The sequence below is a fragment of the Lysinibacillus louembei genome (assembly GCF_033880585.1).
In the GTDB taxonomy this organism is placed as follows: Bacteria; Bacillota; Bacilli; order Bacillales_A; family Planococcaceae; genus Metasolibacillus; species Metasolibacillus louembei.
Window position 1 is genome coordinate 3,381,579 of sequence record NZ_CP137624.1, and the last position, 14,794, is coordinate 3,396,372.

17 protein-coding genes and 1 riboswitch are annotated in these 14,794 nt (G+C 41.4%); of the genes, 6 read left to right on the forward strand and 11 right to left on the reverse strand.

What is annotated here, in order from left to right; all coding sequences use genetic code 11:
* Positions 1 to 63: 63 nt before the first annotated feature.
* Positions 64 to 621, reverse strand: coding sequence for a hypothetical protein (locus tag R6U77_RS16890; RefSeq protein WP_319836544.1), 558 nt, complete (start codon positions 619 to 621; stop codon positions 64 to 66).
* 210 nt (positions 622 to 831) lie between these two features.
* Positions 832 to 939, forward strand: a riboswitch (TPP riboswitch).
* 72 nt (positions 940 to 1,011) lie between these two features.
* Here R6U77_RS16890 and R6U77_RS16895 point away from each other — a divergent pair.
* The 6 genes from R6U77_RS16895 to R6U77_RS16920 all read left to right on the forward strand — a co-directional run bounded on the left by R6U77_RS16895 (position 1,012) and on the right by R6U77_RS16920 (position 5,309).
* Complete coding sequence (locus tag R6U77_RS16895; RefSeq protein WP_319836545.1) at positions 1,012 to 1,542, forward strand: thiamine phosphate synthase; 531 nt, start codon at positions 1,012 to 1,014, stop codon at positions 1,540 to 1,542.
* Positions 1,543 to 1,554: 12 nt separating this feature from the next.
* Positions 1,555 to 2,664 carry a glycine oxidase ThiO gene (gene thiO / locus R6U77_RS16900; RefSeq protein ID WP_319836546.1) on the forward strand — a complete coding sequence of 370 codons (1,110 nt, stop codon included), beginning with the start codon at positions 1,555 to 1,557 and terminating at the stop codon, positions 2,662 to 2,664.
* 5 nt (positions 2,665 to 2,669) lie between these two features.
* A complete protein-coding gene (thiS, locus tag R6U77_RS16905; RefSeq protein WP_319836547.1) occupies positions 2,670 to 2,882 on the forward strand; it encodes a sulfur carrier protein ThiS in 213 nt (70 codons plus the stop codon).
* Between the two features lie 2 nt (positions 2,883 to 2,884).
* On the forward strand, positions 2,885 to 3,649 hold the full coding sequence (locus R6U77_RS16910; protein ID WP_319838391.1) for a thiazole synthase: 765 nt from the start codon (positions 2,885 to 2,887) through the stop codon (positions 3,647 to 3,649).
* A complete protein-coding gene (locus tag R6U77_RS16915; protein WP_319836548.1) occupies positions 3,646 to 4,662 on the forward strand; it encodes a ThiF family adenylyltransferase in 1,017 nt (338 codons plus the stop codon). The genes R6U77_RS16910 and R6U77_RS16915 overlap by 4 nt, the downstream gene beginning before the upstream one ends.
* Positions 4,663 to 4,787: 125 nt before the next feature.
* Entirely contained in the window at positions 4,788 to 5,309 is a 522-nt protein-coding gene (locus tag R6U77_RS16920; protein WP_319836549.1) for an isochorismatase family protein, read from the forward strand.
* A gap of 137 nt (positions 5,310 to 5,446) precedes the next feature.
* Here R6U77_RS16920 and R6U77_RS16925 read toward each other — a convergent pair whose 3' ends face one another.
* From R6U77_RS16925 to R6U77_RS16970, 10 genes are all read right to left on the reverse strand, one after another.
* Positions 5,447 to 6,256: an enoyl-CoA hydratase/isomerase family protein gene (locus R6U77_RS16925; protein WP_319836550.1), complete on the reverse strand. Its 810-nt coding sequence runs from the start codon at positions 6,254 to 6,256 to the stop codon at positions 5,447 to 5,449.
* A 12-nt stretch (positions 6,257 to 6,268) separates the two neighbouring features.
* The gene (locus R6U77_RS16930) at positions 6,269 to 7,261 is read right to left on the reverse strand and encodes an acyl-CoA dehydrogenase family protein (protein ID WP_319836551.1); all 993 of its coding nucleotides are present in this window, start codon (positions 7,259 to 7,261) and stop codon (positions 6,269 to 6,271) included.
* Positions 7,258 to 8,403: an acyl-CoA dehydrogenase family protein gene (locus R6U77_RS16935; RefSeq protein WP_319836552.1), complete on the reverse strand. Its 1,146-nt coding sequence runs from the start codon at positions 8,401 to 8,403 to the stop codon at positions 7,258 to 7,260. Before R6U77_RS16935 ends, R6U77_RS16930 begins: the two co-directional genes overlap by 4 nt.
* An 80-nt stretch (positions 8,404 to 8,483) precedes the next feature.
* On the reverse strand, positions 8,484 to 9,257 hold the full coding sequence (recO, locus tag R6U77_RS16940) for a DNA repair protein RecO (protein WP_319836553.1): 774 nt from the start codon (positions 9,255 to 9,257) through the stop codon (positions 8,484 to 8,486).
* 148 nt (positions 9,258 to 9,405) lie between these two features.
* The gene (gene era, locus R6U77_RS16945; protein WP_319836554.1) at positions 9,406 to 10,323 is read right to left on the reverse strand and encodes a GTPase Era; all 918 of its coding nucleotides are present in this window, start codon (positions 10,321 to 10,323) and stop codon (positions 9,406 to 9,408) included.
* The gene (locus R6U77_RS16950) at positions 10,298 to 10,717 is read right to left on the reverse strand and encodes a cytidine deaminase (RefSeq protein ID WP_293920810.1); all 420 of its coding nucleotides are present in this window, start codon (positions 10,715 to 10,717) and stop codon (positions 10,298 to 10,300) included. The genes era and R6U77_RS16950 overlap by 26 nt, the downstream gene beginning before the upstream one ends.
* A gap of 23 nt (positions 10,718 to 10,740) precedes the next feature.
* Positions 10,741 to 11,091 carry a diacylglycerol kinase family protein gene (locus R6U77_RS16955; RefSeq protein WP_293920812.1) on the reverse strand — a complete coding sequence of 117 codons (351 nt, stop codon included), beginning with the start codon at positions 11,089 to 11,091 and terminating at the stop codon, positions 10,741 to 10,743.
* Positions 11,091 to 11,567 (reverse strand): rRNA maturation RNase YbeY, encoded by a 477-nt coding sequence (gene ybeY, locus R6U77_RS16960; RefSeq protein ID WP_319836555.1) that lies wholly within the window; start codon positions 11,565 to 11,567, stop codon positions 11,091 to 11,093. Before ybeY ends, R6U77_RS16955 begins: the two co-directional genes overlap by 1 nt.
* Before the next feature lie 11 nt (positions 11,568 to 11,578).
* Positions 11,579 to 13,678, reverse strand: coding sequence for an HD family phosphohydrolase (locus R6U77_RS16965; RefSeq protein WP_319836556.1), 2,100 nt, complete (start codon positions 13,676 to 13,678; stop codon positions 11,579 to 11,581).
* Between the two features lie 149 nt (positions 13,679 to 13,827).
* Positions 13,828 to 14,787: a PhoH family protein gene (locus R6U77_RS16970; protein ID WP_293920819.1), complete on the reverse strand. Its 960-nt coding sequence runs from the start codon at positions 14,785 to 14,787 to the stop codon at positions 13,828 to 13,830.
* Positions 14,788 to 14,794: the final 7 nt, after the last annotated feature.

The following is a 14,794-nucleotide window of genomic DNA, read 5'->3' on the forward strand; positions in this document are numbered from 1 at the left end:
GAAAATTCCACAAAATAAAAGCTCGAATCATTTTGTTGCCCTATCAAACAAAATGATTCAAGCTTATTTAGCATAATAAGTTTGCCAAAATTGCACATATAGATTCAATGAAGTTGCTATATCACTATGTAAATTACGCAGTGATGTTTCAATATGCTTTCTTGTATGACCATTTGTGTGTTGCAATACAGTCCCCTCTATTTCCATAATAGCTTCAATCATTTGCTGTAAATATACTTTTGCCTCATCCGAAAAATTATCCTCTTGTAAGCTTAGACGAATAAGCTCTTTTTTCACTGATTGTACATTTGTCAAAAGTGGCTCCCAATCACTACGCCACATATGATGGTTAGCTTCTGTTAGCCATTCCATTTGGTACAATAACAGTACAGAAATGGAATATGTTACAACATGATCAGGTTGGCCCATCCGCCCTTCAAACAATGAGCGTAATACAGCAAAATCCTCATTATATTTTTGTTGCTCAGCTGTATCTATCTTCACTTGAACCGCAGGATAAACACTCAAAATTGAATAAGGAAAGACAATTGTCAGAAATAGTACAACAGCGAGTATAGCAATTAAAATAATCTTGCGTTTTTGCATCATACTTCTTTTCATTTAGCTTCATACTCCTATTCTTTCAAATATAGCTTTTCATCTATAGCATTTTTCACAATGAATATATTGAAAAACATCCTCTATGTACTGTTCATTAATTCCTTATTTCTCCTATAATAACATATATCGATAAATTACTAGCTATCCTTATTAATAATTTTCATGATGACAGCTTAAAAAACATATGCTATATTGTTAACTAATTACATAGCTATCCACTGGAGGTGCCGTTGTGAACGGCTGAGATCAAAGTAAACTTTGGGATTCCTGGAACCTGATCTAGTTCATACTAGCGTAGGAAAGTGGTCGCCTATTCGTCATTACGATGTTTAAGTATGCGTTACTTTTCCTATAGGAGAGGTAACGCTTTTTTTATTGGAGGAAAGCAAAATGATTCATGCCATCACGAGCGGTAAAGGTCTAACAGCACAAGTAATCACTCAAATAAAGGCAATCACTCCTGCTGTGGATGCGATTGTTATACGTGAAAAACAGCTCACCTTTGCAGAAATTGATAACGGGATTGCTGCGCTTCTACAAGCAGGTGTTAATGCAAAACAATTGATTGTTCATACGCATATAGAGCTCGCTTACAAATATGGCTTACTCGGTTGCCATTTTGCAGCAAATCAGACAATCAATGCGCCACAGTACCCTTTCTTATGTGGACAATCTGCACATACAAAGGAGGAAGCTCACCAAAGTGTGGCAATGGGTATGGATTATATTTATTTCTCTCCCGTTTTCCAGACTACTTGTAAGCTCGATGTACCTGCTAAAGGGCTTCAAGCGCTCGCTGATATATGTCAAGCAATTGAAATACCTGTGTTGGCACTAGGTGGCGTGACACATAGCAATATCCAAAAGGTGCTGCAAGCTGGTGCACAAGGCTATGCGGCAATCTCAATGTTTTTTGATTAAGGGGGGCAATGTATGAAGTGTGAAGGCTTTACGATTATCGGTGGCGGTGTCATCGGACTATCCATTGCTTATCAATTATTAAAGCAACAGCAACAGGTAACGCTTTTCCATGCAGAAAAAACAACAACAGCATCACTTGCAGCTGGTGGTATGCTCGGTGGTCAAAATGAATTTTATGCCCCTTCTCCGCTTTATAATTTAGCACTGGAAAGCCGGACATTGCATAAAAAAATTGCACAGGAGCTGTTTGAATTAACAGGACAAGATGTAGGGTTACTGCCTTCAGGGCTTATTAAAATTGCGACAAACAAACAAGGCTTGCAAGATTTACAGCAGCAATACGACTTTTTGCATAACGACCGCCCTGCATCTATTCATTGGTTAAATCAAAGCGATTTACAGCACTACGAGCCATTATTAGGGCGAGTCATTGCAGGCAGCTTCCATATTTACGAAGATCATCAAGTAAATGCAAGAGCTTTAACAAAAGCATTATTTCTCGCCATACAGCAGCTTGGGGCAAATATCATCGACGAGGAAGTAATCGCAATTGAAAAGGAGCAACAGCAAATTACATATGTGCAAACAGCTTGTGCCCGCTATGCCGTTTCACAGGTAGTTTTAGCAGCAGGTGCTTGGACACCAAGGCTGGCAGCTACATTAAACATTAATTGCCCAATGCAGCCTGTCAAAGGCGAATGCTTAATGCTAAAAGCGGATCAACTACCAAAGGCAACTATTTTTTCAACAGATGGCTGCTATATCGTACCAAAACAGCAGCAAATGATATTAATTGGCGCGACAAGCTACCCTTTACAAGAAGACGATGCCGTGACAGCTGGTGGCATCCATTCTTTATTAACACGTGCAATTCAAATACTGCCCTCATTAACGAAGGCAGAAATTATTGAAACATGGTGTGGGGTGCGACCACAAACAATGGATGGGCTACCAATTATGGGAGAGACGCCATATAGCAATTTATTTTTATGCACAGGGCATTATCGCAATGGCATTTTATTAAGTGCTATTACAGGGCTTTTATGTAGCCAAGCATTATTAGGCGACAATACAGCGAAACAGCGTTTAGCCCCATTTGCATTGCAGCGCTTTACGATTTAAAGGAGGTGTTTATTTTGCACTTATATATAAACGGTCATCGTATGGAAGTGCCACAGTCGATTACAACTGTCGTGCAGTTACTTGACCATTTACAGCTCAATAAGGAGCTTGCCATCGTAGAAATAAATGCCGAAATTTTACAGCCTTCGGAACGTGATGGCAAAAAAATTCAAGCAAATGATCATATTGAAATTGTACAGTTTGTAGGAGGAGGATAATGATGTTACACATTGGACCATACCATTTTAACTCACGTTTATTATTAGGGACAGGGAAATTTACAGATTTCGATATACAGAAGGAAGCTATAAAAATATCAGAAACTGAAATTTTAACATTTGCTGTGCGTCGCATGAATATTTTCGAGCCAACACAGCCAAATTTTTTAGAAAAAATCGATGTGCAAAACTATACGCTCTTGCCGAATACAGCAGGTGCTAAAAACGCGGAGGAAGCTGTGCGTATTGCTAATTTAGCAAAAGCCTCTGGTTTATGTGATATGGTGAAAGTAGAAATTATCGGATGCCCTCAAACATTGCTACCAGACCCAGTAGAAACGTTGCGTGCAACAGAGCTATTACTTGAACAAGGCTTTATCGTCTTACCATACACTTCGGATGATGTATTGCTAGCAAAACGACTGCAGGATTTAGGCTGTCATGCAATCATGCCAGGTGCTTCCCCAATCGGCTCTGGTATGGGCATTGTCAACCCACTTAATTTATCGTTTATTATCGAGCAAGCAAAGGTGCCTGTTATCGTTGATGCAGGAATTGGCTCTGCGGTAGATGCCGCACAGGCAATGGAGCTTGGTGCAGATGCGGTATTATTAAATACAGCCGTATCAGGTGCTAAAGATCCTGTAAAAATGGCTTCTGCCATGAAGCATGCCATCATTGCAGGGCGTGAAAGCTTTGAGGCTGGACGTATAGCGAAAAAAACCTATGCCACTGCCTCTAGCCCATTAGAAGGAATTAGCAAGTGAGCCGTTACTCAAGGCAGGAACGCTTTTTCGCTATAGGGACAAACGGACAGGCGCTCCTTGCCAACAAGCATGTTCTCATCGTGGGTGTTGGTGCACTCGGTGCAACAATTGCTGATTTGCTAGCGCGAGCAGGCATCGGTGAAATTTCACTTGTTGACCGTGATTTCGTCGATTTATCAAATTTACAGCGCCAAATGCTTTACAGCGAAACAGATGTTACAGCACGTTTACCAAAGGCAGCTGCCGCTAAAAGGCGCTTGCAGGAAATTAATCATACAACAACGATTCATGCCTACAATGAGGAAGCAAACGTTGAATTTTTTGAGCAACTACTAGCAACCCATTCTATTGACTTAATGATTGATGGCACAGATCATTTCGATATTCGCTTTATTATGAACGATATTGCACATAAATATAAAATTCCTTGGATTTACGGCGCATGTGTTGCCTCAAGCAGCCTTTCCCTTTTCATCAAACCAGGAGAAACAGCTTGCCTGCATTGCATAATGGGTGGCTTACCCTCTTCAGGACCGACCTGTGACACAGCGGGCATTTTAGCCTCTGCCTCACAAATAACAGCTGCTATGCAGGTTGCAGAAGCATTGAAATATTTAACGAATAATGAAAACGCAATGCGTGGTACCGTTTTTTCTATCGATGTGTGGCAAAATACATTTTCCTCTGTCAATGTTGAGGCATTGCGCAAACCAACCTGTCCTACATGCGGAGAAAAGCCAACATATCCATTTTTACAGCCAAACGCTACCACAAAATTTGCTTCATTGTGCGGGCGAGATACAGTGCAAATTCGCCCTACCTATAAAATGCGTGATTTATTCGCTTTAAAAGAGCAGCTACCGGCAGAGGCGATCACCCATTGCAATGATTTTCTTATTAGCTTTCAGGTAAAAGAGTATCAGCTTACCGCATTTAAAGATGGCCGTGTCTTCGTACATGGCACTGCCGATATACAACAGGCAAAAAGCATCTATTATCAATATTTTGCTTAATAAAGGAAAAACAAGAATCAAATAGAATATATTAATATAGATAACTTAAAGGAGCAAATAACTAGATGAAAACACCACCATTTACAGCGTCCTCAATTTAAATTCAAATTGGAGGAGGAAGCTTCATGCAAGCTTTATTAATTATCGATGTACAAAATGGCTTAGTTGATTTAACACAATGTGACGATATATTAACAAAAATCGAGCAATGTATTCAAACATTTCAGGCACAGGAAAAGCCCATTATTTTTATCCAGCATTTCGACGAGGCACAGGAAAGCGTGCTTCATCCTACTAACAAAGGCGCACAAATTATCGAACGCTTTCAACCATATATAGAGCATCTTGTTATCAAAAAAACACCAAGTGCCTTCTATCAAACAAACTTGCAGGAGCTGTTAGCGAATTTTGGTGTTGAGCATGTCTATATTACAGGCTTTAATACAGAGTTTTGCTGTCAATTTACAGCGATTGCTGCCTATGATCGCGGCTTCCGCACAACCTTTATTGAGGACGCAACAAATACAGTGAATAATGCTGACACCTATGAAATGACAGGCTTAGATATCCGGGATTTTGTTGGCACTGTACTGCATTGGTCGAATGTCATTGAAGTGCTGGATATGGAAGAGTATTTAGAGAGTTAACAGTAAAAAAGCAACCTTCCTTTTGTGGTGGTTGCTTTTTCACATTAACTAGTTACTGAAACTTGTTTATTTTTTAAATTCTAATAGATCTTTTATTCCATGTAAAAAGGCTATAGGAATTACCTACAGCCAATCTCTTATTTTGTAAACCTTGGCTTACGCTTCTCTACCACTGCTTGCACCCCTTCATGAAAATCAGCAAGCTCTGTGACAAGCCCCATTTGTGAGGATATATAGTCAAGCGATGAACGTAAAGACATCGTTTGACTTTGATAAACGGCGCGTTTAATAAACTGAATCGCCGTTGTTGGTCCATTTGCTAACTTTTCTGCATAGGCTTGTGTGTATTGCGCTAACTCCTCATCTGGTACAACAAATGTGACAAGCCCTGCCTCTTTCGCCTCATCCGCAGATAATATACGTGCTGTCCATAGCATATCAAGTGCTTTATCAATGCCAACAAGCTTCGGTAAAAAGTATGCGCCACCGTCGCCTGGCACAATACCAACATTAACATAGCTCTCGGAAAATTTCGTAGACTGTGCAACAATGCGAATATCGCACATTAACGCCATATCAAGCCCTGCACCAAAGGCAAAGCCGTGCACTTGTGCAAGAACTGGCTTATCGATTTCCTCCAGTAACAAAGGTACACGTTGAACACGCTTCCATAGAGAATTTTTGCGGGCAAGGGCCGTTGATGTAATATCAGCCTTGCTTTCAAAAAAGCCTTTACCTGCCGCCATCGCTTTAATATCGCCACCTGCACAAAAACATTTACCATTCCCTTTGACGATTAGTACACGAATTGCATCATCATCGCGTACCGTTTCAAGTGCTTGAATCCACCTTGTAAGCATATCCTCGCTAAATGCGTTCATTGCTTCAGGGCGATTGAGCGTAATTGTTGCAATTCCGTCCTGTACATCGAATAATAAGTCAGCCATTCAAAGTCCCCCTTATTTCGTCGTCATCCATGCCCATAGGTCTTCTATTTGTAGCAATTCTTGCGCTAACTGGTTTTGCCAGTAATGTGCAGTGAAGCCTTCATCGCGCCATGCCCATAGGCGGCGTGTGTAGTGCTGTAAGCTATGCTCATAGGTCACACCGATTGCAGCATGCACTTGGTGTGCAGAGGTTGCCACGATTTTACTTGCTTCATCTAGACGGATGCTGGCGAATGCTATTTCAGATCGTTCCATTCCATGCGCTATATTTTCAATTGCTGCTGTTGCAATCGCAGCTTCCCCTGCAAGAATCGCTATGTGTTGCTGGATGAGCTGGAAGCGATGAATAGGACGACCAAATTGCTCACGTTCCTTTGAATAACGCACTGTCAGCTGGAATGCTTTATCGAGTGCACCACTCATTGCAGCTAGCTTCGCTGCAGTGCTATAGCTAATAAGTTGTTGCAGTTGCTGCTTAGATAAAGCTACCTGTGCGATAATCCCAGCTTGTTGGAAGCTGACCGTATCGCGCGGTTCAGCTGCTAAATTCGTTGCTTGTGTAATGGTTGCCTGTGATAAATCAATGACCATTAGCTGCTTTTTTGCCACAAGGACAAGCTGTTGTGCAACCCTTGCCCATGGAACATGATGCATGGTACCATCCGCCTTGTCATACTGCTCATCAAATAAAATTGTTGTTACTGTTGAATAAGGGGTAAGTCCCACCGCTTCCAATATAAAGTTAGCAAGTGTATGCTCAAGCACTGGTGCTGGCACAGAATAGTAGCCTACTAGCTGATAGAGCGCTAATAAATCTGCAATATCGCCATTTGCTCCACCGTGTTGCTCTGTTACAGCGACTTTCAACAGCTCATTGTCCTCTAGCTGCTGCCAAAGTGCACTTGCCCATTGTCCTTCCTCTAGTAAATCTACTGTCTCCTTTGTAACGAAGTCTTTGCACATTTTTTCAAACACATCTGAAACGATTTCTAGCATTTCACTCATTGCGCGACAACCCCTTTCGCTACAATGCCATACAACACCTCTGATGTGCCACCTCTTATTGTAAAGCCTGGCGCATGCAAAATGGATTGTGCCATATAGCGGTCAAATGCACGCTCCGCTTGCAGGCTCGGATATGCTCGCACGAGGAGCCTTGCGATTTCAGGTATTTTTTGTTCAAATTTTGTACCGATGCTTTTGACGAGCGCTGCTGGAATTGCTACTTCGCCACCTTCTTCTAGCACCTGTGCAACGCCGAGCGATAAATTGCGTAAGCTCCACATTTCGGCTAATAGTTTAGAGGCAGTTGCTAAGCCAGCTATATCGTGTGCCTTTTTTAACTCAACAATTAATTCATTTAATAATGGAAATGTGCTTAAAATACGCTCAGGTCCGCTACGCTCAAAGGCAAGCTCTGCCAAGCCTTGCGCCCAGCCATTGCCAAGTGTCCCAACAACCATACTATCAGGCACGAAAACATTATCAAAAAACACATCGTTAAAATGACGCTCACCTGTTAAATAAGGAATCGGCGTAATCGTTACACCAGGTGCATGCAAATCAATGATTAATTGACTTAAACCTTTATGCTTATGCTGCTCATCATAAGGCGCTGTGCGCACAAGTGTCACCATATAGTGCGCATCATGTGCGTTACTCGTCCACGTTTTTGCGCCATTGACAAGCCAGCCCCCCTCCACCTTTTCGGCCTTCGTTCGTACAGACGCCAAATCAGAGCCGCTATTTGGCTCACTTAAGCCAATTGCAAAAAAACATTCCCCTTGAATGATTTTCGCTAAGAAAAATTGGCGCTGCTCCTCTGTGCCAAAACGCAACAACAAAGGCCCTGTTTGCCGATCCGCAAACCAATGTGCTGCAACAGGCGCACCAGCTGCCAAAAATTCCTCCGTTAAAATATAGCGCTCAATCGTGCTGCGCTCTGCCCCACCATAGTGCTTCGGCCAAGTCATTCCAATCCAGCCCTGTGCTGCGATTAACTTCGAAAAGGCTGAATCACTTCCACTTAACCATGAATCACATTTCGTTTGAAATGTCCCCGCTTTAAGATGCTGCTGTAAAAAAGCACGTACCTTTAAACGAAATGCTTGCTGCTCTCTCGTAAACTGCACAACTGGTAATTTCATTTCTCCCATCCCCTTTTGTCATGCTTCTACTTTATTTTATCGCTTGCCAAGTATGGATGTCTAATAATTTCGAATTGTCCTTAATTTTCAGAATTGTTTGTGTGCCAGGCACCTTCCATTTTGTCTAGCTGCTCGATAAAGCTTCTGGACTTCAAACGAATCCCTGTTTGCTCCTCATAAATTGTTGTCACAATTTTTTTAATAAACATCTTCGTTTGCGGCTTTAAATCAAGCTTCCCTACTTGCTCAATTGGCATCATATAAAACATCCGAATCAGCTTAAGCTGGGTTGGTGATAAGCGAATGATATATGGATCATGGTGGAAGCAGCGATGGCATAAAAAGCCTCCCTGTGCAAAGGAGAAGGCGAATTCTCCATCTGAGGAGCCGCAGCTTGCACACGCATGTAAAATTGGTTGTACTCCTGCGAACGGCAGCATTTTCCAGTCTACAAATAAGGCAATCGCTTCTGGGTCATAGCCTTCATCGATGGCCAGTAGTGCTTGTCTAACTACTTCAAAGGCGAAGGGCTGTGGTTCACCTTCTTCTACTAAGCGGTCGACAAGCTCTCCGATATAGCTTGCATAAGCTGTTGCACGGATATCCGTTTGCAGCGTACGCATTGCATTTAAATGCTCTCCTTGCTGCAATGTGCCCATTCCTGTTGTACGTTGCACTAAATACAAGCCATACATGAAGGGCTGTGTAATACCTGCTAAGCGACTTGTTGGCTTTTTTGCCCCACGTGCCATCACAGCGATTTTCCCTGCCTCACGCGTTAGCAATGTGACGATTTTGTTGGACTCACCATAGGCTCTTGCCTTGAGGACGATTCCCTCCCATTTGTGTAGCATTTTGATTGCACCTCCCTTTTATTCCACATTTTTCGAGATTTATTCCACGTTTTCGAAAGTTTATTCCACGTTTTTTCAGTTTTATTCCACGTTTCCCCCAATGTAAGCAAAAGAAACTCCCACATTGCAGCGGGAGTTTTCATTTTCCTTAATATTCATCCTCGCGGAAGCCAAAGTCACGTAAATGTGTTTGCTTGTTGCGCCAGTCTTTTTGTACCTTTACCCAAAGCTCTAAATAAACTTTTGAGCCAAGTAGCATCTCGATATCTTTGCGTGCTAATGTGCCGACTTCCTTCAACAATGCACCACGTTTGCCGATAACGATGCCCTTTTGCGAATCGCGCTCAACCATGATTGTTGCTTGTACACGAATCATATTTTCATTTTCTTCATCGCGCTTAATTTTATCAATGACTACTGCAATTGAATGTGGAATTTCCTCACGTGTTAAATGCAATACTTTTTCGCGAATCAGCTCGGAAATAATAAAACGCTCTGGATGGTCTGTCACTTGGTCTGCTGGATAATATTGCGGCCCCTCTGGTAAGTACTCCTCCAGCTTCGTTAGTAAGTTTTCAACATTGTTCCCTTGTAATGCGGAAATTGGCACGATTTCGCTGAAAGGGTATTTATCTTTATACGATTCAATAATCGTAATAAGCTCATCTGGGTGGACTTGGTCGATTTTATTAATTACTAAAAAGACAGGCGTTTGATTGCCCGCTAAAAGCTCTAAAATAAATTCGTCCCCTTTGCCGATTTTTTGCTCAGCATTGACCATAAATAAAATAACATCGACTTCACGCAATGTATTTTTTGATACTTTTAACATAAATTCGCCTAGCTTATGCTTTGGCTTATGAATGCCTGGTGTATCGATAAAAATCATTTGCGAATCGTCCTGTGTCAGCACGCCTTGCACTTTATTGCGCGTCGTTTGTGGCTTATCTGACATAATTGCGATTTTCTGCCCAATTACACGATTTAAAAATGTTGATTTCCCTACATTTGGTCGGCCAATAATGGAAATAAAGCCCGATTTATAGGGATTGTTTGCTTGCTGCATAATCTAAATCCTCCGTTGTGAATGCACCTGGTAACAGCTCACCAACTGTTGTTTCTTGTACATCACCTTTTAAGTTGGTTAAATAAACAGGCATGTCTGGTGCAAAAAATTCGCTCATTACTTGGCGACATGCACCACATGGAGAGCAAGGCTTATCCGTATCTGCAACGATTGCAATTGCTTTGAATTTTTTAACGCCTTCTGATACCGCTTTAAAAATAGCTGTTCGCTCTGCACAGTTTGCCATGCTATATGCTGCATTTTCAATGTTGCAGCCTAAATAAACTGTGCCATCCTCCGCTAATAGCGCTGCACCTACTGGGAATTTTGAATAAGGTACATACGCCTTTTGACGTGCTACCTTTGATTGTTCCATTAATGTATTTTTATCCATTCCTTTTGCCTCCTCTAACTACATTAAAACCATTTTGGGAAAAAAATGAGTACTCCGATTATAACACTGCCAATTGCAAATACAAGTACCGCGCCTGCTGCTATATCTTTTGCAGCCTTTGCCAATGGATGAAGCTCTGCTGTAGCTAAATCAACGACGCGCTCAATGGCACTATTTATCATCTCCGCTCCAATGACAAGCATTATTGCCACCACAATCGCTATCCATTCCATTGTCGTTAAGCCTGTGAAAAAGCCCGCAATGCTGACGATACATGCACTTATTAAATGAAAGCGCATATTTTGCTCCTTTGTTGCCGCTATCATTCCTTGAAATGCGTAAACAAAGGAGCGCATAAACTTGCGGATATCCATTATACCTCGCGTCCTAAGCCAAAGGAAGTTAAAATCGCATTTTGTTTAGCGAACATTTCTTTTTCATCTTGCTCATTCATATGATCATAGCCTAGTAAATGTAAAAAGCCATGTACAGCTAAAAAGCCTAGTTCTCGTTCAAATGAATGACCGTAGTCATCTGCCTGCTCCTGTGTGCGCTCCACCGAAATAATAATATCGCCTAAAACACGTGGTATACCTTCGCCAACAATTTCAATTTCTCCTTCTCCTAGCTCCTCCAGTGCAAAGGAAATCACATCTGTTGGTTGATCTTTATCACGGTACGTTCGATTAATTTCATGAATGGCTTCATTTGTCACAAATGTAACAGATAGCTCACTGCCATCATCTAGCTGCTCTTCGCCTGCTGCATGCTGTAGCAAACGCTCTACTAAGTTAATATGTGCCTCTTGCACAGTGTTTGTTTCATCTAAAAAGTCAATTATTAATGCCATCAATGGTCCTCCTATTTTGGATATTCAATGCGAGAATGGAATGTCCCATTTAATGTTGTACATAATACATCTTCAATTAATTTTAATTCCTTTAATGAAATATCACATTCATCAAATTGGTCATCCTGTACACGGTCCTGAATAATAGACTGTATAAGTTTTTTAATTTTTTCAGCAGTAGGCTCCTTCATTGAACGGACCGCTGCCTCCACACTATCTGCAATGCTAATCACCGCCGCTTCCTTCGTTTGCGGCTTCGGACCTGGATAACGGAATGCTGACTCATCAACATTCATGCCCTCTTCCTTCGCTTTATAAACGAAAAACTTTAATAAGCTTGTACCATGGTGCTGCAAAGCAATATCAATAATTTCCTGCGGCATTTTATGCTTGCGCAATAGTGCTGCCCCATCTGTTGTATGCGCAATAATAATATCTGCGCTCGATTGTGGCGGCAATGTGTCATGTGGATTAATGCCCGACATTTGATTTTCAATAAAGAAAGTAGGTCTTCTCGTCTTGCCAAGGTCATGGTAATAACAGCCGACACGCGCTAATAGTCCATCAGCACCAATCGCTTCACATGCTGCCTCTGCTAAGTTCGCTACCATAATGCTATGATGATAAGTCCCTGGCGTTTCTGTTAATAGTTTTCTAAGCAACGGATGGTTCGGATTTGATAGCTCAATTAAGCGCATTGTGGATAAAATACCAAATGCTGACTCAAAGAACGGTAGTAGCCCCATTGTCAACGCGCCAGAAAGCACTGCTGAAATGACTGCTGCTGTAAAGTAGAAGCCAACCTCTGTTAAACCGTAGCCTGTTTGCGACATTAGTAAATAGAAGCTAATAAATAAAATGTTCATAATCGCTAAAATGCCACATGCCTGCAACAAAGCAGAACGCTTTTCAAGGTTGCGCATAAAGTACAACATTGCGAAGCCTCCAAACAAAATGTACAAGGCAATATCCATTTGCAACACGGCTGCATAGCCACTATGGAATATAATACCTGCTGATGTTGCCGTCATTACAGTAATAATTGCCGCAATGCGATCATCTACAAGCAAGCGAATCAGCATTGTTGCAAGAGCTGTTGGGAATAAAAAGGCAATGATCACATCGAAATTAACTGCCACAATGCTCATTAATTTCATCATAACAATGCATAGTGTGTAAACAATTGTTGTCACAAGCAGTTCGTTTCGACGCTTAGCTATCGGTTTTTTTGAGCGATCAAAAACGACGTAAATAAAGGACATTTGCAGGAAAATTAAAATAAGCAAGCCGAAAACAGGCTTTAATGACTCCTTCGTATCAAGCATGCCTAATAGCTCTAATTGTCGATATACCTCTCGATCAATGAGTTCACCCTCTTGCACGATAATTTGTCCTTGTAAAATACGCGTTGGCTCCACCATTTCGCGGGCCTGTCGCACACGTAAAGCGGTCTTTTCCTCATCCAACACTTCCGTTTCAATAATTGCTGCTCGCCCAAGCGTAATCGCTGTGTTGAGGAGTGGTTCCGCGATTGTTGATTGCTGGCGTATTTTACTATCAATTTCATTGCGGATTGTTAATATTTGATCTTTACGAAACGGACGATCTAACGCATTTGTGACAATTTGCGCTAAGCTTTCCTTCGTATGAATTAATAGCTCCTCATCGATTGTTAACAATGCTTCAAGCTGCGTATTGCTAATGCTTAAGGAATTTTGAGCTTCTGTAATATCCTTCAAGCCCTCTTTTAGCTCTTCAATCTTTTTTTCTATTGTATCATCTTTTGTTTCTCTTCGTACATCTAGCACAATATCAAAAACGGATGTAACAATGGCTGTCCGATGGTCTGCCACCTCTTCGTTAAAAACATACACAGGCTCGACAGATTTTTCTGCATTATCACGCTCTCTTTCTGTTTTCACTGTATCTTCTACCGTTTTCACCGAGCGGATTGTTTCGGGTGCAAGTTGCAGTAATTGTATATCATATGTAATACCTCTTACATTACCTGTCATAAATAGAAATTGAATCGTCGCTGTAATGAAGAGGACTACGATTAAAAAATAACGAAATTGAACGATTTGCATTATGTTTTTTAATTGTTTTTTCATTGCACACCTCCACTTCTTATTTTACCAATTTTTGAGCGTGATTTCATGTTTATTTCATGTCATTTTCGTGGACTAGGAAAAATGCTTTATTGAATAGCAACAAAGGCTGCTTGAAAAGTATAGCTCTTTTCAAACAGCCTCCATGTTCACTATAGCTCTTGTTCTGAGTATGCTTGGATTACTTTTGCTACAAGTGGGTGACGCACGACATCGCCCTGCTCAAGAATTTGGAAATGAATATCCTTCACATATTTCAATGTGCGCTCTGCGATAATCAAACCTGATTCTGTATTTTTCGGCAAGTCAATTTGTGTTTTATCACCTGTAATGACCATTTTCGATCCGAAGCCTAAACGCGTTAAAAACATTTTCATTTGTTGATGTGTTGTATTTTGCGCCTCGTCTAAAATAACGAATGCATCATCCAACGTACGACCACGCATATAGGCTAACGGTGCGATTTCGATTGTCCCGCGCTCGATTAAACGCTGCGTTTGCTCCACGCCATAAATATCATGTAGTGCATCGTACAGTGGGCGCAAGTACGGATCGACCTTCTCTTTTAAATCCCCTGGTAAAAAGCCTAGTGATTCACCCGCTTCTACAGCAGGTCGCGTTAAAATAATGCGCTTCACATGCCCATTTTTTAATGCCTGTGTTGCCATCACGACCGCCAAATACGTTTTACCTGTACCCGCAGGACCGATGCCAAAAATTAAATCACGATGGCGGATGGCACGTATATACTCACGCTGCCCAATCGTTTTTGCACGAATCGGCTTACCTTTCGTATTGCGTGCAATCTCTTCCTCATAAAGTGCAGGGAAGTATTCAATCGTTCCTTTATTAGCCATTTCAATCGCTGTCGACACATCACGTTGGTCAACGTTAATATTTTTTCGAATAACTTGCAATAAAGCATATAAAACAGATGTCGCCTGCTCCTTCTTTGCTTCATTATCACCTGCGATTTGCACAACTTCTCCACGTGTAATCACTTGTACATTATACGTTTCTTCAATTAATTTAATATTTGCATCCGACATGCCTAATAGCATCACGGCTTCATTCGGATTATCTAGCTGTAACTGTGAAATTTTTTCTGACATTCCAACG

Coding starts and splice junctions, on each gene's coding strand:
- R6U77_RS16890 (WP_319836544.1), bottom strand. CDS start 621: ATGAAAAGAAGTATGATGCAAAAACGCAAGATTATTTTAATTGCTATA.
- R6U77_RS16895 (WP_319836545.1), top strand. CDS start 1,012: ATGATTCATGCCATCACGAGCGGTAAAGGTCTAACAGCACAAGTAATC.
- thiO (WP_319836546.1), top strand. CDS start 1,555: ATGAAGTGTGAAGGCTTTACGATTATCGGTGGCGGTGTCATCGGACTA.
- R6U77_RS16910 (WP_319838391.1), top strand. CDS start 2,885: ATGTTACACATTGGACCATACCATTTTAACTCACGTTTATTATTAGGG.
- R6U77_RS16920 (WP_319836549.1), top strand. CDS start 4,788: ATGCAAGCTTTATTAATTATCGATGTACAAAATGGCTTAGTTGATTTA.
- R6U77_RS16925 (WP_319836550.1), bottom strand. CDS start 6,256: ATGGCTGACTTATTATTCGATGTACAGGACGGAATTGCAACAATTACG.
- R6U77_RS16930 (WP_319836551.1), bottom strand. CDS start 7,261: ATGAGTGAAATGCTAGAAATCGTTTCAGATGTGTTTGAAAAAATGTGC.
- R6U77_RS16935 (WP_319836552.1), bottom strand. CDS start 8,403: ATGAAATTACCAGTTGTGCAGTTTACGAGAGAGCAGCAAGCATTTCGT.
- recO (WP_319836553.1), bottom strand. CDS start 9,257: ATGCTACACAAATGGGAGGGAATCGTCCTCAAGGCAAGAGCCTATGGT.
- era (WP_319836554.1), bottom strand. CDS start 10,323: ATGCAGCAAGCAAACAATCCCTATAAATCGGGCTTTATTTCCATTATT.
- R6U77_RS16950 (WP_293920810.1), bottom strand. CDS start 10,717: ATGGATAAAAATACATTAATGGAACAATCAAAGGTAGCACGTCAAAAG.
- R6U77_RS16955 (WP_293920812.1), bottom strand. CDS start 11,091: ATGGATATCCGCAAGTTTATGCGCTCCTTTGTTTACGCATTTCAAGGA.
- ybeY (WP_319836555.1), bottom strand. CDS start 11,567: ATGGCATTAATAATTGACTTTTTAGATGAAACAAACACTGTGCAAGAG.
- R6U77_RS16965 (WP_319836556.1), bottom strand. CDS start 13,678: ATGAAAAAACAATTAAAAAACATAATGCAAATCGTTCAATTTCGTTAT.
- R6U77_RS16970 (WP_293920819.1), bottom strand. CDS start 14,787: ATGTCAGAAAAAATTTCACAGTTACAGCTAGATAATCCGAATGAAGCC.